The 18,072-nt window shown below is 70.6% G+C and carries 19 protein-coding genes and 1 pseudogene; 10 read left to right on the top strand and 10 right to left on the bottom strand.

The window, feature by feature from the left end:
• Positions 1 to 77: 77 nt before the first annotated feature.
• Entirely contained in the window at positions 78 to 1,589 is a 1,512-nt protein-coding gene (locus tag AQI95_RS10585; RefSeq protein WP_208614132.1) for an alpha,alpha-trehalose-phosphate synthase (UDP-forming), read from the top strand.
• Here AQI95_RS10585 and otsB read toward each other — a convergent pair.
• From otsB to AQI95_RS10570, 3 genes are all read right to left on the bottom strand, one after another.
• Positions 1,577 to 2,410: a trehalose-phosphatase gene (gene otsB, locus AQI95_RS10580; RefSeq protein WP_067120744.1), complete on the bottom strand. Its 834-nt coding sequence runs from the start codon at positions 2,408 to 2,410 to the stop codon at positions 1,577 to 1,579. The two genes, AQI95_RS10585 and otsB, sit on opposite strands and share 13 nt — an antisense overlap.
• A gap of 120 nt (positions 2,411 to 2,530) precedes the next feature.
• Positions 2,531 to 2,755, bottom strand: coding sequence for a DUF3263 domain-containing protein (locus tag AQI95_RS10575; RefSeq protein WP_067120742.1), 225 nt, complete (start codon positions 2,753 to 2,755; stop codon positions 2,531 to 2,533).
• Between the two features lie 35 nt (positions 2,756 to 2,790).
• Entirely contained in the window at positions 2,791 to 4,077 is a 1,287-nt protein-coding gene (locus AQI95_RS10570) for an extracellular solute-binding protein (protein ID WP_482255583.1), read from the bottom strand.
• Between the two features lie 111 nt (positions 4,078 to 4,188).
• On the opposite strand from AQI95_RS10570, the gene AQI95_RS10565 reads away from it, so the two are divergent.
• From AQI95_RS10565 to AQI95_RS10550, 4 genes are all read left to right on the top strand, one after another.
• The gene (locus AQI95_RS10565; RefSeq protein WP_208614154.1) at positions 4,189 to 5,145 is read left to right on the top strand and encodes an ROK family protein; all 957 of its coding nucleotides are present in this window, start codon (positions 4,189 to 4,191) and stop codon (positions 5,143 to 5,145) included.
• Positions 5,145 to 6,305 (top strand): N-acetylglucosamine-6-phosphate deacetylase, encoded by a 1,161-nt coding sequence (nagA, locus tag AQI95_RS10560; protein ID WP_067120736.1) that lies wholly within the window; start codon positions 5,145 to 5,147, stop codon positions 6,303 to 6,305. The genes AQI95_RS10565 and nagA overlap by 1 nt, the downstream gene beginning before the upstream one ends.
• Before the next feature lie 27 nt (positions 6,306 to 6,332).
• Positions 6,333 to 6,773 carry a hypothetical protein gene (locus AQI95_RS10555; protein ID WP_159056499.1) on the top strand — a complete coding sequence of 147 codons (441 nt, stop codon included), beginning with the start codon at positions 6,333 to 6,335 and terminating at the stop codon, positions 6,771 to 6,773.
• A gap of 102 nt (positions 6,774 to 6,875) precedes the next feature.
• On the top strand, positions 6,876 to 7,796 hold the full coding sequence (locus AQI95_RS10550) for a 1-phosphofructokinase family hexose kinase (RefSeq protein ID WP_067120732.1): 921 nt from the start codon (positions 6,876 to 6,878) through the stop codon (positions 7,794 to 7,796).
• Between the two features lie 342 nt (positions 7,797 to 8,138).
• On the opposite strand, the gene AQI95_RS10540 is transcribed toward AQI95_RS10550, so the two are convergent.
• The gene (locus AQI95_RS10540; protein ID WP_067121523.1) at positions 8,139 to 8,390 is read right to left on the bottom strand and encodes a DUF397 domain-containing protein; all 252 of its coding nucleotides are present in this window, start codon (positions 8,388 to 8,390) and stop codon (positions 8,139 to 8,141) included.
• Between the two features lie 6 nt (positions 8,391 to 8,396).
• Positions 8,397 to 8,978 carry a DUF5753 domain-containing protein gene (locus tag AQI95_RS10535; protein ID WP_244188716.1) on the bottom strand — a complete coding sequence of 194 codons (582 nt, stop codon included), beginning with the start codon at positions 8,976 to 8,978 and terminating at the stop codon, positions 8,397 to 8,399.
• 186 nt (positions 8,979 to 9,164) lie between these two features.
• Between AQI95_RS10535 and AQI95_RS48905 the strand changes: the two are divergent.
• Together AQI95_RS48905 and AQI95_RS47285 are read left to right on the top strand one after the other, a co-directional pair.
• A pseudogene (locus AQI95_RS48905) lies at positions 9,165 to 9,376 on the top strand (1-phosphofructokinase); the annotation flags it as partial.
• A 61-nt stretch (positions 9,377 to 9,437) separates the two neighbouring features.
• The gene (locus AQI95_RS47285) at positions 9,438 to 9,833 is read left to right on the top strand and encodes a hypothetical protein (RefSeq protein WP_159056498.1); all 396 of its coding nucleotides are present in this window, start codon (positions 9,438 to 9,440) and stop codon (positions 9,831 to 9,833) included.
• A gap of 270 nt (positions 9,834 to 10,103) precedes the next feature.
• On the opposite strand, the gene AQI95_RS10530 is transcribed toward AQI95_RS47285, so the two are convergent.
• Together AQI95_RS10530 and cdgB are read right to left on the bottom strand one after the other, a co-directional pair.
• Complete coding sequence (locus tag AQI95_RS10530) at positions 10,104 to 11,033, bottom strand: carbohydrate-binding protein (RefSeq protein ID WP_067120727.1); 930 nt, start codon at positions 11,031 to 11,033, stop codon at positions 10,104 to 10,106.
• 117 nt (positions 11,034 to 11,150) lie between these two features.
• Positions 11,151 to 12,806, bottom strand: a complete 1,656-nt coding sequence (gene cdgB, locus AQI95_RS10525) for a diguanylate cyclase CdgB (RefSeq protein ID WP_067120726.1) — start codon at positions 12,804 to 12,806, stop codon at positions 11,151 to 11,153.
• A 484-nt stretch (positions 12,807 to 13,290) separates the two neighbouring features.
• Here cdgB and AQI95_RS10520 point away from each other — a divergent pair, with 484 nt between their 5' ends.
• Positions 13,291 to 13,782: a flavin reductase family protein gene (locus tag AQI95_RS10520; protein WP_107121618.1), complete on the top strand. Its 492-nt coding sequence runs from the start codon at positions 13,291 to 13,293 to the stop codon at positions 13,780 to 13,782.
• A 44-nt stretch (positions 13,783 to 13,826) separates the two neighbouring features.
• Here AQI95_RS10520 and AQI95_RS10515 read toward each other — a convergent pair whose 3' ends face one another.
• Together AQI95_RS10515 and arfB are read right to left on the bottom strand one after the other, a co-directional pair.
• On the bottom strand, positions 13,827 to 14,684 hold the full coding sequence (locus AQI95_RS10515; RefSeq protein WP_067120721.1) for a sigma-70 family RNA polymerase sigma factor: 858 nt from the start codon (positions 14,682 to 14,684) through the stop codon (positions 13,827 to 13,829).
• Between the two features lie 98 nt (positions 14,685 to 14,782).
• Positions 14,783 to 15,253 carry an alternative ribosome rescue aminoacyl-tRNA hydrolase ArfB gene (gene arfB, locus AQI95_RS10510; protein WP_079071180.1) on the bottom strand — a complete coding sequence of 157 codons (471 nt, stop codon included), beginning with the start codon at positions 15,251 to 15,253 and terminating at the stop codon, positions 14,783 to 14,785.
• A 156-nt stretch (positions 15,254 to 15,409) separates the two neighbouring features.
• Here arfB and AQI95_RS10505 point away from each other — a divergent pair, with 156 nt between their 5' ends.
• The gene (locus AQI95_RS10505; RefSeq protein WP_067120719.1) at positions 15,410 to 15,985 is read left to right on the top strand and encodes a TerD family protein; all 576 of its coding nucleotides are present in this window, start codon (positions 15,410 to 15,412) and stop codon (positions 15,983 to 15,985) included.
• A gap of 132 nt (positions 15,986 to 16,117) precedes the next feature.
• On the opposite strand, the gene AQI95_RS10500 is transcribed toward AQI95_RS10505, so the two are convergent.
• Positions 16,118 to 17,512, bottom strand: a complete 1,395-nt coding sequence (locus AQI95_RS10500; protein ID WP_067120717.1) for a M1 family metallopeptidase — start codon at positions 17,510 to 17,512, stop codon at positions 16,118 to 16,120.
• Positions 17,513 to 17,565: 53 nt separating this feature from the next.
• On the opposite strand from AQI95_RS10500, the gene AQI95_RS10495 reads away from it, so the two are divergent.
• On the top strand, positions 17,566 to 18,066 hold the full coding sequence (locus AQI95_RS10495) for a hypothetical protein (RefSeq protein WP_067121521.1): 501 nt from the start codon (positions 17,566 to 17,568) through the stop codon (positions 18,064 to 18,066).
• Positions 18,067 to 18,072 lie beyond the last annotated feature (6 nt).

Here is an 18,072-nt window from a genome sequence, read left to right as displayed (position 1 = left end):
TGAACGGGTCGTATACGGCCGCGTGCCGGTCCCGGCCGTACGTTTGATTGTTTCCGGGCCGGGCTAGGTTGAGGACCATGGCTTCCACGCGGGGTGCTGCCGAGAAGGCTCAGGTGCTGGTCGCGTCCAACCGCGGCCCGGTTTCGTACACGGTGCACGACGCCGAGGAGGCCGGCGGGGCCGGTGCGCTGCGCGCCAGGCGGGGCGGCGGAGGGCTGGTCTCGGGGCTGTCGGCCATCGGGTCGGACGCGGACTCGGTGTGGGTGTGCGCGGCGCTCGGCGACGGCGACCGCGTGGCCGTGGGGCGGGCCGCCGGCGGGCTGCTGCCGGCCGAGGACACCGGCGGGCAGCGGGTGCGGATGCTCGACATCGACGCCACGGTGCACGCGGACGCCTACAACGGCATCGCCAACTCGGTGCTCTGGTTCGTCCACCACATGCTGTACCAGACCCCGCTGGAGCCGGTCTTCGACGCGGAGTTCCGGCGGCAGTGGGCGTCCTACGAGACCTACAACCGGGCGTTCGCCGAGGCACTGGCCGAGGAGGCGGCCGAGGGTGCGGCGGTGCTGGTGCAGGACTACCACCTGTGCCTCGTCCCCGGCATGCTCCGCGCCCTGCGCCCGGACCTCAGGATCGGCCATTTCTCGCACACCCCGTGGGCACCCCGGGAGTACTTCGAGCTGCTCCCCGAGGACATCCGCGAGCGGCTGCTGACGGGCATGCTCGGGGCGGACCGGGTGGCCTTCCTGACCTGGCGCTGGGCGACGGCCTTCCAGAAGTGCGCCGAGGGCCTGGATCCCGAGCGGTACCGCGTGGCCTGGGCGTCGGGCGCCCCCCGGTCGATCGAGCAGGTGCGCGAGGGCCGCCGGACCCTGATCGGCGTGCACTCCCTCGGTGCCGACGGCGACTTCCTGCGGGCCCGCGCGCACCAGCCGGACGTCGAGGAGCGGCTGGCGGCGTTGCGCGAGGAGATCGGCGAGGACCGCAGGACCGTCGTACGGGTCGACCGCACCGAGCTGTCCAAGAACATCGTGCGCGGGCTGCTGGCGTACCGGCAGCTGCTGGACGACCACCCCGAGTGGCGGGAGCGGGTGGTGCACGTCGCGTTCGCGTACCCCTCGCGGCAGGACCTCGCCGTGTACCGCGACTACACGGCCGAGGTGCAGCGGGTGGCCGAGGAGATCAACGCGGCCTACGGCACCCCTGGCTGGACTCCGGTCGTGCTGCACGTCAAGGACGACTTCGCCCGCTCGCTGGCCGCCTACCGGCTCGCCGACGTGGCCCTGGTCAACCCCATCCGGGACGGCATGAACCTGGTCGCCAAGGAGGTGCCGGTCGTCTCCGAGCAGGGCTGCGCGCTGGTGCTGTCCCGGGAGGCGGGGGCGCACGAGGAACTGCGCGCCGACGCGTTCGTGGTGAACCCCTACGACGTGCTGGAGACCGCGCGGGCCCTGCACGAGGCGCTGTCCCTCGGGCCGCAGGAGCGGGCGGACCGGGCCAAGAGGCTGGCGGCGGCGGCCACCGCGCTGCCCCCGGCCCAGTGGTTCCTGGACCAGCTGCGGGCCCTTCAGGAACTTCAGTCCAGCTGAGCCGCGAGCGCCCGCAGCAGGTTCACGACACCGGCCGGGCCGTTCACCACCATGTCCGCGCGCTCCGCCAGTTCCGTGACCTCCGTGCTGCCGCTGCAGACCAGCAGGCCGGGGACGCCGTCGGCGCGGAGTTCCTCGACGGCGGCGAAGGCGGGCAGGTCACCGAGGTCGTCGCCGGCGTAGAGGACCGACTCGGCGCCCATCCCGCGGACGTACTCGGCGAGCGCCACGCCCTTGTCCATGCCCGGCGGGCGCAGTTCCAGGACCATGCGGCCGGGCTCGACGATCAGGCCGTGCCGGGTGGCGAGGTCGGCGAGGGGACCGCGCAGGGCCTCGAAGGCGGCCTGCGGGTCCTCGGCCCGGCGGGTGTGGACCGCGACGGCCCGGCCCTTCTCCTCGATCCAGGTGCCGGGCCAGGCGCCGGCGCGGTCCAGGACGCCCGGCAGCTCGGCGCGGACCGCCGCGACCCCGGGGTCCGGGGCCGGGGCGGTGACGGTGCCCGTGACCGCGTCCCAGCGTTCGGCGCCGTAGTGGCCGAGGACGGTGAGGTGCTCCAGGCCGGGGACGCCGGCGAAGCCGCCGTAGCGGACCGCGACCCCGGCGGGGCGGCCGGTGACCACGGCGACGGAGGCCACCTTCGGGGCGAGGGCGGCGAGCGCGGGTACGGCCTCGGGGTGGGCGCGGGCCTGTTCGGGGTCGGCGACGATGGGGGCCAGGGTGCCGTCGAAGTCGAGGCCGATGATCGCTGCGGTGGGCTTCGCCAGGAGGGCGGCGAGTCCGTCTCGGCCGGGCTGGGTCTTCGGGGTCGGCAGAGGGTCCATACCCCCGACACTATCCAGGCTGGACCGGCGTCACTCCTGGGACCGCGCCCCAGACCCCGCCTTCCCACCCACCACCCGACTCGGTCGGTCGAGAGGGCGCCCGGCCCGCGCCGGTCGGCTTCAGCGTTCCGTCCGTCTGGCCTGCCGCACCCGGCGCAGGCGGTTCACCGTCACCGGGTCGTGGGCCAGTGCCCTCTCGTCGTCCAGCAACGCGTTCAGCAGTTGGTAGTAGCGGACCGGGGGCAGGCCCAGCTCCTCGCGTATCGCTCGCTCCTTCGCGCCGGGGCCGGCGAAGCTCCGGCGCTCCAGCGCGAGGATGGCTTGTTCGCGGTGGCCGAGTTCCATGGGAGCCACCGTAGCGCCGGGCACGGACAGCCGGGTCAGCTCTTGCTGCTGCTGTCCGCCGCGGTCGCCGTCGCCTGCAGCCCGGTCAGGACGCCGGAGGGGCTGCCGTCGGGGGCGACGGCCCGGCCGATGTTCTGCTTCACGGCCGCGCTGACCGCCGCCCAGGAGGTCTTGCCGACGGGGTACAGCTCGGAGGTGGGCAGCTGGTCGAGGAAGGGGTGCAGGGCCGCGTCGGGCGCGGCGTCGGAGTCGGTCATGGCGTTGGACGCGGAGCCGGTGACCGGCAGCAGGCCGTACTGGCGGGAGAACTCCAGGACGTTCTTCGTGCTGTAGACGAAGTTGAGGAAGTCGCCTATCCGGTCGGCGTGCCCGTTCTGCTTGAAAGCCATCATCCAGTCGGCGACGCCCATGGAGGCCCTGGCCTTGCCGGTGCGGCCCGGCATCGGCACCATGCCGAACTTCACGCCCTTCTTCTCGGCCTGCTGGATCAGCGTGGGGTGCCCGTTGAGCATGCCGACCTGGCCGTCGGCGAACGCGGTGAAGGCGTCCGCGCGGTTGAGCTTGCCGGGCGCTACCGGCCCGGTCAGGCCCTTGCCGACCAGGTCGTCCTTGAGCCAGGTGAAGGTCTCGACGTTCTGCGTCGAGTCGATGGTGTAGGTGCCGATGTCGTCGGTGTAGCCGGTGCCGCCGCTCGCGCCGCTGAGCATCCACTGCATGGTCTCGGCCTGGGCCTCCTCGGGACCGAGGGGCAGCGCGACGGGGTACTTCACGCCCTTGTCCTTGAGCACCTTGGCGTCGGCGGCCAGCTCGTCCCAGGTGGTGGGCGCGGTGGTGATGCCGGCCTTGGCGAAGAGGGTCTTGTTGTAGAAGAGCACGCGCGTGGAGGCACCGAAGGGGATGCCGTACTGCGTGTGGTTCCACTGGCCGGCGTCGGAGAGCTGGGAGAGGAAGTCGGCCTGGGTGCGGATGGAGAGCAGGTCGGAGGCCGGGTAGAGCTTGCCGGCGGCCGCGTAGTCGGCGTAGGCGCCGATCTGGGCCATGTCGGGGGCATGGCCCGCGGCGACCATGTCCTTGACCTTGGCGTCGACGTCGTTCCAGGAGTACACGCTGACGTCGACCTTCACCCCGGGGTGCTTGGCCTCGTACGCCTTGACCAGGGCGTCCCAGTACTTCTTGGAGCTGCCCGCGGCCGAGTCGCCGTAGTCGGCGGCGACCAGTCTCAAGGTCACGTCGGAGGAGCCCGTACTCCCGCAGCCGCCGAGGACCGTCGTCACGCCCAGTGCGGACACCACTGCGATCGTTCCTGCCGTACGCCGACGCAACCTCAAAGCCCCAACCCTGCTGTCTGGCCGTTCAATATATGGACAGATAAGGTCTACACCACGTGAGTGGACTAGACCTCTCGCGGGTGGGCGGGCCACACTAGAGCCGTGGTGAGACATGTCATCGCCCTGGACGTGGGCGGTACCGGGATGAAGGCCGCCCTCGTCGGCGACGACGGCGAACTGCTGCACCGTGCCCGCCGCGCCACCGGACGCGAACGCGGTCCGGACGCGGTGGTCGAGGCGATCCTCGACTTCGCCGCCGAGCTGCGGGCGTACGGCGCCGAGCACCACGGCGCACCGGCCGTCGCCGCCGGTGTCGCGGTCCCCGGCATCGTCGACGAGGAGCGGGGCGTCGCCGCCTACGCGGCCAACCTCGGCTGGCGCGACGTACCGCTGCGCGCGCTGCTCACCCGGCGGCTCGGCATCCCCGTCGCCCTCGGCCACGACGTGCGCACCGGCGGGCTCGCCGAGGGCCGGATCGGCGCGGGCCGGGGCGCCGACCGGTTCCTGTTCGTGCCGCTCGGCACCGGGATCGCGGGCGCCATCGGCATCGACGGCCGGGTCGAGGCGGGCGCGCACGGCTTCGCCGGCGAGATCGGCCACATCGTCGTACGACCGTCCGGAACCCCCTGCCCCTGCGGCCAGATGGGCTGCCTGGAGCGGTACGCCTCCGCCTCCGCCGTCAGCGAGGCCTGGGCGGCGGCCTGCGGGGATCCGGACGCGGACGCCGCCGACTGCGCCAAGGCCGTCGAGTCCGGCGACCCGAACGCCGTCCGCGTCTGGCAGGAGGCGGTGGACGCACTCGCCGACGGCCTGGTCACCGCGCTCACCCTGCTGGACCCGCGCACCCTGATCATCGGTGGCGGTCTCGCGGAGGCGGGGGAAGTGTTGTTCCAACCCCTGCGGGACGCCGTCCGGCGGCGGGTCACCTTCCAGAAGCTGCCGAGCATCGTCCCCGCCGCGCTCGGCGACACCGCCGGCTGCCTGGGCGCGGGGCTGCTCGCTCAGGACCTGCTCGACTCCACCGACCTCGACCCCACCGACCTCCCGGAGGTAACCGCCTGATGGCTCCCAGCTTGGTTCTCACAGGTGCTCGGGTGGTGCTGCCCAGCGGAGTGGTGGACGACGGTCGCGTATCGGTCGAGGGTACGCGGATCGTGGCCGCGGCTGCCGAGAACGCCCCGGTCATCGACGTATCCGGCCATTGGCTGATCCCCGGCTTCGTCGACATCCACAACCACGGCGGCGGCGGAGCCTCCTTCTCCGGCACCCCGGACGACATCCTGACGGCCGTCCGCACGCACCGCGCACACGGCACCACCACCACCGTCGCCTCCACCGTCACCGACGAGATGGACCTGCTGGTGCGCCAGGCCGGGCTGCTGAGCGAGCTGACCGAGCAGGGCGAGATCGCGGGCATCCACTTCGAGGGGCCGTTCATCTCGCCGTGCCGCAAGGGCGCCCACTCCGAGGCGCTGCTGCGCGACCCGGAGCCGGCCGAGGTGCGCAAGCTGATCGACGCGGCGCGCGGCAAGGCGAAGATGGTCACCCTCGCCACCGAACTGCCGGGCGGCGTCGACTCCGTACGGCTGCTCGCCGAGCACGGCGTGATCGCGGCGATCGGGCACACGGACGCCACCTACGAGCAGACGGCCGAGGCCATCGACGCGGGCGCCACGGTCGCCACCCACCTCTTCAACGCCATGCCCGCCCTCGGCCACCGCTCCCCCGGACCGATCGCCGCCCTGCTGGAGGACGAGCGGGTCACGGTCGAGCTGATCAACGACGGCACGCATCTGCACCCGGCCGCCCTGGAGCTGGCCTTCCACCACGCGGGCGCCTCCCGCGTCGCCTTCATCACGGACGCGATGGACGCGGCCGGCACCGGCGACGGCCGCTACATGCTCGGCCCGCTGGAGGTCGAGGTCAGCGAGGGCGTGGCCCGGCTGGTGCAGGGCGGCTCGATCGCGGGCTCCACGCTCACCCTGGACCGCGCGTTCAAGCGGGCGGTGACCATCGACAGGCTGCCGGTCGAGGACGCCGTACAGGCCCTGTCGGTCAACCCGGCCCGCCTCCTCGGCCTCTTCGACCGCATCGGCTCCCTGGAGCCAGGCAAGGACGCCGATCTGCTCGTGCTGGATGCGGACTTCGAGCTGAAGGGCGTGATGCGGCAGGGCGAGTGGGTGGTGGCTCCGCCGCGGCCGGCTCAAATTGCTTGCTCATGACAAGTTCAGGGTCCTAGATTTACGGTCATGACCAGAAAACTGAACATGTGGACGCGGGCGGCCGGCGCTGGAACGGCGGGAATCGCGCTGGCTGTCGCCGTGTCCGGCTCCGCGCACGCCGCCGCGGATCCTGAGTACGCCGGCTGCACGACGACCGGAGCGAGCGCCATCGTCAGGGACATCCAGCTGACCGCGAGCCCGAGCGGCAAGCACGACGTGCACTTCGAGATCTCGGACACCGCGAAGGACGGCCGCAACGCGCGCGTGCGGTACCTCACGCAGATGGGCAACGGAAAGACGCGTTACTGGAATTGGCACGCCAACACTGGAGGCCCCGGCACCATCGTGGTCAACACCACGGCGCAGGACAACGACAACGGAATCTTCGGAGTCGGCATCCAGGTGGCCCGCGCCAATGGCGACACGATCCTGAACTCGTGCACGGACTGGGCCTACAAGAGCGCGTGACCGGATCAGAGGTGCGGGAGCTGTGACAGCTCCCGCACCTTTGGCATGATCGAGGCCCCGGAAACGACGACACGCACCAGGACTTCGAGGGAGGCCGGCCGGGTGATCCTCACGGTCACGCTGAACACCGCTCTCGACCTCACCTATCGCGTACGGTCGCTGCGGCCGCACGCCTCGCACCGGGTCTCGGAGGTCATCGAACGGCCAGGCGGCAAGGGCGTGAACGTGGCGCGCGTGCTGGCGGCGCTCGGACACGAGGTGACGGTCACCGGCTTCGTCGGCGGCGGTACCGGCCGCGCGGTACGCGACCGGCTGTCCGGCACCGCAGGCCTGACCGACGCACTGCTCCCGGTCACCGGCGCGACCCGGCGCACCATCGCCGTCGTGGACGAACTCTCCGGCGACACAACCCAGTTGAATGAGCCTGGCCCACAGATATCCCGGCCGGAATGGGCCACCTTCCTCGCCCACTACGAGGCCCTCCTGCCTTCGATGTCGGCCGTGGCCCTGTGCGGCAGCCTCCCGCCGGGCGTCCCGGTCGGCGCCTACGCCAACCTGGTCCGCGTGGCCCGCACACGCGGCGTTCCCGTGCTGCTGGACACCAGCGGCGAACCACTGCGCCGCGGCGTCGCCGCCCGACCGGACCTCATCAAGCCGAACGCCGGCGAACTGGCCGAACTGACCGGCTCCCACGAGCCGTTGCGCGCCACGCAGGACGCCCGCCGGCGCGGCGCCCACACGGTCGTCGCCTCCCTCGGCGCGGACGGCCTGCTCGCCGTCACCCCGGAGGGTCGCTGGCGCGCCACCCCGCCGGCCCGGATACCCGGCAACCCGACCGGTGCGGGCGACTCGGCGGTCGCGGGCCTGCTGTCGGGCCTGATGGAGAAGCTCCCCTGGCCGGAGCGCCTCGCCCGCGCGGTCGCCCTGTCGGCGGCGACGGTGGCGGCCCCGGCGGCGGGCGAGTTCGACCGCAGGACGTTCGAGGAGTTGCTGGGGCGGGTCTCGCCCCGCCTTATCGCGTAGCGGAGACGCGATCGAAGAGTTCTCCCGCGATCGTGCCGAGGAGACCTTCCTCCGGTTCCTCTTCGGCATCGGCAGACCTCTTGGCCCCACCGTGCGCGCTCTCGGCCTTCTGCCCCTCGCGCTTGCCGTCACCGCCGGGGAAAGGGTGGCCGACCGCCCCCTCCGTCCTCGGATTGTGCCCAGCGGTCGCAGACGCGCCGGTCATTCCGACCGCGGCGAACAGGACAGGGGTGGCAATCGCGATGGCCAAGGCTCTACGTGCACGCATGGATTCCGCCTCGTCTAGGACAACATCACCGCCAAGCTCCCCCCGCCGATCATTCCGAAAAACCGCTCACCGAACTAACCACTCGTACGGCCGAGGCCGTTTGCGAGGTGGTCGAACTCTCCGGCCTTGACCCCCTCGATCATGGCGGCTATCTCTGATCGGGTGTAGAGGAGGGCCGGGCCATTGGGGGCCTTGCTGTGGCGAATGGCGATGCCGCCCTCATAGGCGGCGAACTCGACACAGTCACCATCACCTCCAGAGCTAGATGACTTCTGCCCTGCGACGTCCAGCGTGGAGGCGTCCGGGATTATGTGCTGCGACGGCATGCTCACTTATCCTTTGCGGTAATTGTTGAGGTGGCGGTCGACGAGTTCCAGTGATTCGACCTTTCGGAGGGAGGCCGCCACCATGAGGCGATTGAACAACCTGCTGTACGCCTGAACTTCCGCGACCTCTTCCAGGAACCTGTTACCGGTCAAACCCTCCAGATAAACAATGTCAGGCTCCCATCGCTCGGGAAATGAGAGGACGACGAACGGTCCGAATAGTGCCGCATGAGCTTCCGAGGCTTCCGGCAGTACGTGAATGTTGACCGTTCCGGGATTTCCTTCGGCCAGGATGAGTAGTTGCTCGAGTTGCTCGGCCATCACGCCGGGTCCGCCGATGGCGTGCCGGAACACAGATTCGGAGATCACACCCCAGAAAACCAAGGGATTTGCTCGATTGAAGACCTGTTGCCGCCTGTCACGAATAGCGAGCCGTTCGCGCCTCTCATCTTCCGGGATACCAGGCAAGTGCAGGTCGAGCACTGCCGCCGCGTATGAGTGCGTCTGCAACAGCCCGGGAACCAGGGCGGTTTGAACGTTGTATGTGTCTGATGCGTCCGATTCGTAGCCGATGTAATCGGCATACATGGGGCTCACGACCGACCGGATGTCGGTTTCCCAACTGCGAAGTCGTAGGCGCCGATGGTCGACGGTACGACAGGGGTCGCCCGGCGTGATAGCGGCCGTACGTAGGCGCCCCTTCAGCGGCGTACTGCGGGGTGCCAAGATGGCAGTCTCGCCCACATGGCGCGGAAGCCTGCTCGCCGTGCCCACGAGGGCCGCTTGCGCGCCAACACACCCACCCGGCTCCACGGCAACCCGACCAGCGCGGGCGGATCGGCGGTGGCGGCCTGCTGACCGGGCTCGTCGAACAGCCCCCGCGGCCCGACCGCCTGACCCGCGTGGCCGCCTTATCGGCGGCGATGATCGTGGCTCCAGCGGCGGGTGAGTTCGACCAGTCGGCGTACGAGGAACTGATGCCTCGGCCGCATGACCGCGTATGGCCGAGAATCCCCCTAATCCTCGGCGTCGAACATATGATCCCTAGTGACCAAGATCCCGTTTTCGCTGGGGGAACATGTGCGCAAGTCTAAAGCCGTCAGGCAGATCACTGCTCTCGGCATAGCCTCCGTGGGGCTCCTCGTCTCCATGAGCTCCCCGGCATCGGCGGACGTCGGCGGCGTCTGGATGAAGGGTAGTCACCCTTTCACCATCCGCGCCCAGGCCAGCGCCTCGTCCGCCAAAATTGCCACCATCACCGACCGTAACGTCCAGGTTCCTTGTCTTACCGCGGGCGGTGGCGATTGCATCCGACAGGAGCCCGGCGGCTCATACAGGTGCTGGTCTGGCGGCCCTTCCGGTAATGCCTGGCTGAAGGTGCGCTGGGCCGGCAAGAACGGTTGGGTAGCCGACGCGTGCGTCGACGTCGGGCGTATCGGCTAGTCAGGCCTGGTGACGGCTCGTCACCCAACAATGCTCTGCCCGATGGCCGTCGGAGGTCGATACCACCGACGGCCTTCCGGCCAAAAACCCCTGCCGTCAATCGTTGGACTTAACCAAGCCCTTGGCCAGCCAGAACTCGTCAATGTTGGCATCGCACCGGTCGCCGCTCCCGGCAGCGACCGTACGAGCGCCTGCGGCAGGCGAGTTCGACCGGGCGGCGTACGAGGAGCTTGCGGAGCGGGTCGCGGTGACCAGCACAGTCAGCGCGGCTTAGCTCCGCCCAACCTTGCCCTTCTTCAGCCAGAGCTGGTCCAGGAGGACGTTGCACTTGTCGCCGGGCTGGCAGGAGAGCGAGATCGTGTTGGAGCCCTTGTTCAGCGTGGGGAACGCATAGCTCTCGGTCCATGCCTGCGTCGGGTCGGACTGGTGCGTCCAGTTGGCGAAGTTGAAACCGCCGCCGAATTTCGCGCCGTTGACGGTGAGGGTCATCCTCTGGTCCTCACCGGCGTTGTCGTACCGCGCGAGCAGGGTGTAGGTGCCTTCCTCGGGGATGTTGTCCACGGTCCACGTCACCGAGGCGCCCACCGCGCTCAGGCCACCCACATACTTGCCGCCCGCACCCTGGGCACCCTTGACGTCCGACGCCATGGCGGCGCCTCCGGCCAGCTGTACGGAACTGCCCACGGCGTCGACCTTCGGCAGCCCCCCGCTCCCCTTCGAGCTGCTCCCCGACGGGCTCGGCCCCTGGCTCTGGGACTGGCTCGGGGTGTTGCCCGCCTGGTTGCCGTTCTTCTTGTCGTCGTTGCCGTTGAGCATGGCGACGCTGATGCCTATGACGACCGCGGCGACCACCGCGATCGCGCCGATCAGCAGGCCCTTGGTGTTGGGACCGCCGCGGCGGGGCGCGGGCGGCGCGGACCGGGGGCCGCTCGGCGGGGCGCCGCCGGGCATGGTCTCCGGGGCCTGGTAGTGGGCGCTCGGCTGGCCGTAGGCACCCTGCTGCTGCGGAATGGTCTGCTGCCCGTACTGCGGCTGCTGGCCGTACTGACGCTCACCGACCGGACGCACCCTGCCGACCGAGTTCGGGTAGCCGTAGCCGCCGGACGGCGGCTGGGCCCCTCTGGCCTGGCCGTCTGCGTACAGATAGCCGAACGGGTCGTCGTCCTCGGGCGTGCTCGCGCCGTTGTCGCCGGGCGTCATCCCTTGGTACTCCTCAACAGGTGCGGGCGGATGCATACGGGGTTGGAATGGCGAGCCTACCCGCTCCGGCTGAGCCAAACGGGTGACTCGCACCGCACCGCGTCGCTGACCTGCGGATCACCCGGCGCGTCGATGTTGTTTGGGACGAGATCGTTTCTCTACGTACATCCGCTCGTCAGCGGACTTCAACACCTCGTCCGCAGTCATGCCGCAGTGTGCCCATCCGATGCCGAAGCTGGCGCCCACCCGGACGGCCCGGCCCTCAGCGCGGATCGGCTGGATGATCTCGTTGCGCAGCCGTACGGCGAGGTCCTGGGCGTCGGCCCGGCCGAGGCCGTCGGCGAGGATCACGAACTCGTCGCCGCCGAGGCGGGCCACCGTGTCACCGTCGCGGACGCCGTGCGTGAGGCGCCGGGCGACCTCGATGAGGACCGCGTCGCCCGCGTTGTGCCCGAAGCGGTCGTTGATCGACTTGAAGCCGTCGAGGTCGCAGAAGAGGACCGCGAGGCCCTTGGTGCCGTCGTCGTGCCCCTCCTCGGGGGCGACGGTGTGGACGTGGTGGTCGAAGCCGTCGTAGCCCTCCGCGCCCGGCCTGAAGTCGAAGCCGTGGCCGGCGGGGGCGTCGAAGGCGGGGTGGCCGTAGGCCGCGTCCAGGGACTCCAGCTCTCCGGCGTGGGCCGGGCGCCGGCACAGCCGGGCCGCGAGGCGCGAGCGCAGCTCGGCGGAGTTCGGCAGGCCGGTGAGGGAGTCGTGGGAGGCACGGTGGGCGAGCTGCAGCTCGCGGCGCTTGCGCTCCTCTATGTCCTCGACGTGGGTGAGGAGGAAGCGGGGACCGTCGGCGGCGTCCGCGACGACGCTGTTGCGCAGGGACACCCAGACGTAGGAGCCGTCCCGGCGCCCGAGGCGCAGCTCGGCCCGGCCGCCCTCGGCCGAGGTCCGCAGCAGGGTGCCGATGTCCTCGGGGTGGACGAGGTCGGAGAAGGAGTAGCGGCGCATCGCGGAGGCGGGCCGGCCCAGCAGGCGGCACAGGGCGTCGTTGGTGCGCAGTATGCGGCCGTGCTCGTCGCCGCCCATCTCGGCGATGGCCATCCCGGAGGGGGCGTACTCGAAGGCCTGCCTGAAGCTTTCCTCACTGGCCCTGAGGGCCTGCTGGTCGCGTTCCAGGCGGACCAGTGCCCGCTGCATATTCGCGCGTAGACGCGCGTTGCTGATCGCGATGGCGGCCTGGAAGGCGTACATCTGCAGGGCCTCGCGGCCCCAGGCGCCGGGGTGGCGGCCGTTGCGCGGCCGGTCGACGGAGACGACCCCGAGCAGTTCGCCGCAGGAGCCGCCCGGCACGCCCGGTGTGTACATGGGGGCGAAGAGGCGGTCGGAGGGGTGCCACTCGTCCTCGAAACGCGGCGCGGGCCCGTCGGTGTACCACTGCGGGACGTCGTCGTCGTCGAGGACCCAGCCCTCGGTGTGCGGGATGAAGACCAGGTCGCCCCAGCGCTCACCCATGGTCAGCCGCCGCTCCCAGGACTCGCGGGAGCCCACCCGGCCGGTGATCAGGGCCTCGGCGGCCGAGTTCCCCGAGAGCGCGGCGACGACGAGATCGCCGTCCGGGCGTACCAGGTTCACGCACGCCATCTCGTACCCGAGGGCGTTCACGGCGCCGTCGGCGACGGTCTGCAGTGTGTCCGCCAGACTGCGTGCCGTGTTCATGTCGGCCATGACCTGGTGCAGCTGACGCAGGGACGCAAGACGGACATACGGCTCCGACTCGGTCTCCATGCTCGCCCTCCCCCCGAGACCTCGCAGCGAATCAAGGGTTGTCTTCGGCGCTTCCTTAGGGTGCCTCTTACGGTGTTGTCTGAGTTTCCCCGCCACTGAATCACAGCGCGCTGCCCACTCGGTACACAGGGTCAACAATTCCTGCCCCTTGTGACTCAAGTCACAGGAGAACGTGAACAATTGAGTGGAGTTTCTGCGTTTGCCCTGTGCGTTTCCTGAACGCAAGTTTTGGGTGCGTGCGCACATGATGCACGCAGTTGTCGCACGAACGACCACCGGCCGAGGTGGCGCGTTCCCGTCGGGTGCCCGACCGGCAGCGTACGGGCTCGTCCGCTGGTCCTAGGACCCGGCTCGGGCGAACGCCCGATGCGGCCCGCGCGGAGCGGAGATTAGCGTTTCCGGCGTGCTGAAGACTCCCTCACCCACCGCCACCGCCGCTCCCGGGCATGCTGAGGGGGTGAGCAACGACGAGTTCCGGGCCGTCATGTCCCGACTGGCCGCCGGGGTGGTCCTGGTGACCGCGCAGGAGCCGCCGCTGGACCCGGACGACCCGGACGCGCCCGGCGTGGAGGACGTCGGCATGACCGCCACCGCCTTCATGTCGGTCTCCCTCGACCCACCACTGGTCATGGTCAGCCTGCGCGCGGGCTCCCGCATGGACGACCTGCTCGACGAACAGCCCCTGTGGGCGGTGTCGGTGCTCACCGAGAGCCAGCGGCACATCGCGGGCCGGTTCGCGATGAAGGGCCGCATCAGCGACCGGCTGCTCTTCGCGGACGTCCCCCGCGTCCGCGGCGAGGCCACCGGCGCCCCGCTGGTCGACGGCGCGCTGGCCACCCTGGAGTGCCGCACCGAGCAGCGGGTGACGGCCGGCGACCACACCCTCGTCATCGGCCGCGTCCTGACCGCACGGGCCCCGAGCACGCAGGGCGGCCCGCTGCTGTACTTCCGCGGCCGGTACCGGCAGTTGGGCTGAGCCCCGGACCCGGGCGCCTCCTCCAGGAGTCGACCGGAGCCCGGTCAGGCGGGCTCGACGGTCAGCGTGGACAGGTCCGTCGGGTTCGTCACGATGTCGATGGACGTGATCCGGTCCGCGACGAAGGTGAACGTCAGGACGCGCTCGACACGGTCGTCGACGTACACGACCAGACCGGTCGCACCGTCCACGAGCGCGGGCCGCGCCACGCGCGCGAGATGGGCGAAGCTCTTCGCCCCGGAGGCCACCCCGGCCGCGCCGACCGTCGCGCCGCCCTCGCCGCGCGCCACCACGTCCGGGTCGAGCACGGCCAGCAGACCGTCGAAGTCACCGTCCCGCGCGGCCGCCAGAAAGGCGTCGACGACCTCCCGCTGCCGGACCAGATCGGACTCCGGCGCATCGGCCCCCCGCACCCGGCGCCGCGCCCGGCTGGCCAGCTGGCGGGCCGCGGCCGGGCTGCGCCCGAGGACGCCGCCGACCTCCTCGAACGGCACACCGAACAGATCGTGCAGCACGAACGCCAGCCGCTCGGCCGGCGAGAGCGTGTCGAGGACGACGAGCAGCGCCATCCCGACCGAGTCCGCGAGGAGCGCGTCCTGCGCCGGGTCCGGTTCGGCGGAGGGTCCCGGATGCCAGGTGTCCAGCGGCTGCTCGCCCCGGGAGCGGCGGGAGCGGAGCATGTCGAGGCAGACCCGGCCGACCACGGTCGTCAGCCAGCCGCCGAGATTGCCCACCTCACGCGCATCGGACCGGCTCAGCCGGAACCAGGCCTCCTGCACGGCGTCCTCGGCCTCCGCGGCCGAGCCCAGCATCCGGTAGGCGACGGCCCGCAGATGCCCGCGGTACGCCTCGAACCGCTCGGCGAGAAGGTCGTCGTCGCGGTGCTGCTCGTCGTCGCTCATCGGGGTCTCCGGCCTCTGCGTCGCCACACTGTTCCTGTGCCTCACTGACGATCGACGGACCGGATGTGTGACGTGTTCACCCGCGCGCGGCGGACATCTCAGGACCAGTCCCGGCCGGAGCGTCCCCGCTTGGTGTCCGACCGCTGCTTCTTCTCCCGCAGCCGGCGTTCGTTGATGCCGCGCGGGATCCGGGTCGGCCTGCGCGGCTTCGGCGGGGGCGCGCAGGCCTCCGCGAGGAGCGCGGCGAGGCGCACGGCGGCGGTCTCGCGGTTGCGCCACTGGGAGCGGTGCTCGGAGGACCGCACGGCCACCACTCCGTCGACGAGCCGGCCCGCGAGCCGCTGCAGGGCCCGCTCCTTCCACACCGGAGGGAGGGCCTCGGTGCGGGCGAGGTCGAAGCGCAGCTCCACCTGCGAGTCGCTGGTGTTGACGTGCTGCCCACCAGGCCCGGACGACCTGGAGAAACGCCACATCAGCTCGGCCTCGGGAAGCGAGACGGAGCCACGGATGAAGAGTCTTCCGGGGGCTGCTCCCCCGGACCCCGCTGAAGGACCGGACATGCCGTCCATGGTCCCGGTCCCGCGCGTCGCCGTCACCTGGATTTCCGACTTGGTAAAAAAGGTAAAGGGACCCGGAACCACCGGGACCCCTCTCGACGTTCTCCCCGGTGACGGTAGCTTTTTTCGACACAGCTCCACAGAAATCCAAAGGAAGGGACTCCCAACATGGCTGTAAGCCTGTCCAAGGGTGGCAACGTCTCGCTCACCAAGGAGGCCCCGGGCCTGACCGCCGTCACCGTGGGCCTCGGCTGGGACGTCCGCACCACCACCGGCACGGACTTCGACCTGGACGCCTCCGCCATCGCGGTCAACCCCCAGGGCAAGGTCTACTCGGACGCGCACTTCGTCTTCTTCAACAACAAGCAGACCCCGGACAACTCCATCGTCCACACGGGCGACAACCGCACGGGTGAGGGCGCGGGCGACGACGAGGCGATCAACGTCAACCTGGCCGCGCTCCCGGCCGACATCGACAAGATCGTCTTCCCGGTCTCCATCTACGACGCCGAGAACCGCAGCCAGAACTTCGGCCAGGTCCGCAACGCCTACATCCGCATCGTCAACCAGGCCGGCGGCGCCGAGATCGCCCGCTACGACCTCTCCGAGGACGCGGCGACCGAGACGGCCATGGTCTTCGGCGAGCTGTACCGCAACGGCGCGGAGTGGAAGTTCCGCGCGGTGGGCCAGGGTTACGCCTCGGGCCTGGTCGGCATCGCCCAGGACTTCGGCGTGAACGTCTGACCCGCCCCGCGCTGAGCATCACCGGGCCGGAAGCCTCCGGTCGTGGCGCCCGGCGGCCTCCGGCCGCGTGGGACCACGACCGGAGTGCGCCCCGCCCGCCGGGACGCGCCGGACGCCCCGCTACGACAGGCCCTACGGACGGGCCGGTTTGCCGTCCCCGTAGAGCCAGTCCTTCCAGATCCCGCTGAAGTCGTGGTCCGGGGCCTTCTTGTCCACGTACGCGGTGAAGTCGGCGGTGCTCGCGCTGCCGTGGCGACGGGTGGCGGCCCAGCCCTGGATGATGTCGTAGAAGGTGTCGTCGCCGACCTTCTGCCGGATCTTCTGCAGGACCATCGCGCCGCGCTGGTAGACGGGGCTGTCGGAGATGTGGGCGGCGCTCGACGGTTTCGCCGGCGGGTAGGCCCAGATGTCCTCGTCGTCGCCGTCGTAGAGATCCGTGAAGGTCTGCTGGGCGCTCTTGCCGCCGTGGTCCTCCTGGTACAGCCACTCCGCGTAGGTGGCGAAGCCCTCGTTGAGCCACATGTCCTGCCAGGACTTGGGAGTGACCGAGTCGCCGTACCACTGGTGGGCGAGTTCGTGCACGAGCGTGCCGGTGTCGAACTGGTCGGCGGGGAAGACGGGCCGGTTCTGGGTCTCCAGGGCGTACTCGGCATCGCCCGGACGGTCGACGATCGCTCCGGTCGAGGAGAAGGGGTACGGCCCGAAGTTGTACTCCTCCCAGTCGATGATGTCCGGGATCTTCGCGAGCACGTCCTTGCTCGCCTCCGCCTGGGTGGGGTCGACGGCGGTGAGGATCGGCAGTCCGTGCGGGCCGGTGGTGCGGGTGATGTCGTAGTGGCCGATGGCGACCGTGGCGAGATAGCTCGCCATGGGCTGGGCGGTGTGCCAGTGGAAGGTCGTACGGCCGCCCTTGGTGACCTGGTCCGCCAACTCGCCGTTGGAGACGGCCTGCAGACCCTTGGGGACGGTGACGGTGAGGTCGTAGGCCGCCTTGTCGCAGGGATGGTGGTTGCCGGGGAACCAGGCCATCGAGCCGACGGGTTCGCCGAGGCCGAGGGCGCCGTCGGCGGTGGGCAGCCAGCCCTCCTTCGAACCGTCGGGGTCGGTCAGGGTGTGCGGGGTGCCCGAGTAGCGGACCGTGGTGCGGAAGGTCTCGCCCTTGCGCAGGTCGTCGTGCGGGCGGACGGTCAGTTCCTGGCCGGCCCGGGCGAAACGGGCCTTCCTGCCCTCGACGGTGACCGAGTCGACGTGCAGCCCGGCGAGATCGAGGTCGAAGGCGGACAGGTCCTGGGTGGCGCGGGCGGTGATGACGGCCGTGCCGGTGAGATGACGGCCGGCCGGGGTGTAGTCGAGGGTGAGGTCGTAGTGCCCGACGTCGTAGCCGCCGTTGCCGGCCTTGGGGAAATAGGGGTCGCGTACGCCGGAGCCGCCCGGGGTGCCGCGGACGCCGCCGTCGCACGCGCCGACGGTGAGGGCCAGGGCGAGCACGACCGCGACGGGCGGTACAAGGCGTACGGATCTGGACATGTCAGTGATCTTATGTGCGCGGGTTCGTTCGCAGGCGTGTCACCATCTCTTCCGTGCTCGACATCGGCTACGCCCTCTCCAACCGGTTCCCGGACCCCCCGCAGACCGACTACCGCCGCGCGGACGTCCACACGCTGCGCCACGACCTGTTCTGCGGTGACGTCTATCTCGCGGACACCAAGACGGACCGGGAGCTGTCCACAGCCTGGGGATGGGTGCCCGTGCTGGACTTCGCCTGGGCGCTGTGCGACATCGCGGAGCGGCTGGACCGGGATCCGATGGGCTCCCGCGCCGCCCGGCCGCAGCGGGCGGAACTGGACTTCACCGAGTCCACCGACCGGATGCTCTTCGAGCGCCGATTCGGCTGGGTGGACATCACCGCCGACTGGGTGCCCGCCGAGGAGTCCCCGCTCTCCTTCTCCCACGCCGAACTGCGCCGCGAGTCCCGCGACTTCCTGCACGACCTGATCGCGGACCTCACCGACCTCCATGAGGATCTCGCCGAGAACCCGGCCGTCTGGACGCTGCAGGCCCGCTTTCCCCGCACGCCGTAGGCCTAG

Source organism: Streptomyces yokosukanensis, from assembly GCF_001514035.1.
GTDB lineage: Bacteria > Actinomycetota > Actinomycetes > Streptomycetales > Streptomycetaceae > Streptomyces > Streptomyces yokosukanensis.
This window is presented reverse-complemented; position numbering and strand designations above follow the sequence as displayed.

What these genes read in the sequence shown, in the direction of transcription:
- AQI95_RS10585 (WP_208614132.1), top strand. Translation starts at nt 78, where the DNA reads ATGGCTTCCACGCGGGGTGCTGCCGAGAAGGCTCAGGTGCTGGTCGCG.
- arfB (WP_079071180.1), bottom strand. Translation starts at nt 15,253, where the DNA reads ATGGACGGCATGTCCGGTCCTTCAGCGGGGTCCGGGGGAGCAGCCCCC.
- AQI95_RS10515 (WP_067120721.1), bottom strand. Translation starts at nt 14,684, where the DNA reads ATGAGCGACGACGAGCAGCACCGCGACGACGACCTTCTCGCCGAGCGG.
- AQI95_RS10575 (WP_067120742.1), bottom strand. Translation starts at nt 2,755, where the DNA reads ATGGAACTCGGCCACCGCGAACAAGCCATCCTCGCGCTGGAGCGCCGG.
- AQI95_RS10530 (WP_067120727.1), bottom strand. Translation starts at nt 11,033, where the DNA reads ATGACGCCCGGCGACAACGGCGCGAGCACGCCCGAGGACGACGACCCG.
- AQI95_RS10520 (WP_107121618.1), top strand. Translation starts at nt 13,291, where the DNA reads ATGTCCCGACTGGCCGCCGGGGTGGTCCTGGTGACCGCGCAGGAGCCG.
- AQI95_RS10505 (WP_067120719.1), top strand. Translation starts at nt 15,410, where the DNA reads ATGGCTGTAAGCCTGTCCAAGGGTGGCAACGTCTCGCTCACCAAGGAG.
- nagA (WP_067120736.1), top strand. Translation starts at nt 5,145, where the DNA reads ATGGCTCCCAGCTTGGTTCTCACAGGTGCTCGGGTGGTGCTGCCCAGC.
- cdgB (WP_067120726.1), bottom strand. Translation starts at nt 12,806, where the DNA reads ATGGAGACCGAGTCGGAGCCGTATGTCCGTCTTGCGTCCCTGCGTCAG.
- AQI95_RS10555 (WP_159056499.1), top strand. Translation starts at nt 6,333, where the DNA reads ATGACCAGAAAACTGAACATGTGGACGCGGGCGGCCGGCGCTGGAACG.
- otsB (WP_067120744.1), bottom strand. Translation starts at nt 2,410, where the DNA reads ATGGACCCTCTGCCGACCCCGAAGACCCAGCCCGGCCGAGACGGACTC.
- AQI95_RS10540 (WP_067121523.1), bottom strand. Translation starts at nt 8,390, where the DNA reads ATGCCGTCGCAGCACATAATCCCGGACGCCTCCACGCTGGACGTCGCA.
- AQI95_RS10500 (WP_067120717.1), bottom strand. Translation starts at nt 17,512, where the DNA reads ATGTCCAGATCCGTACGCCTTGTACCGCCCGTCGCGGTCGTGCTCGCC.
- AQI95_RS10535 (WP_244188716.1), bottom strand. Translation starts at nt 8,978, where the DNA reads ATGTATGCCGATTACATCGGCTACGAATCGGACGCATCAGACACATAC.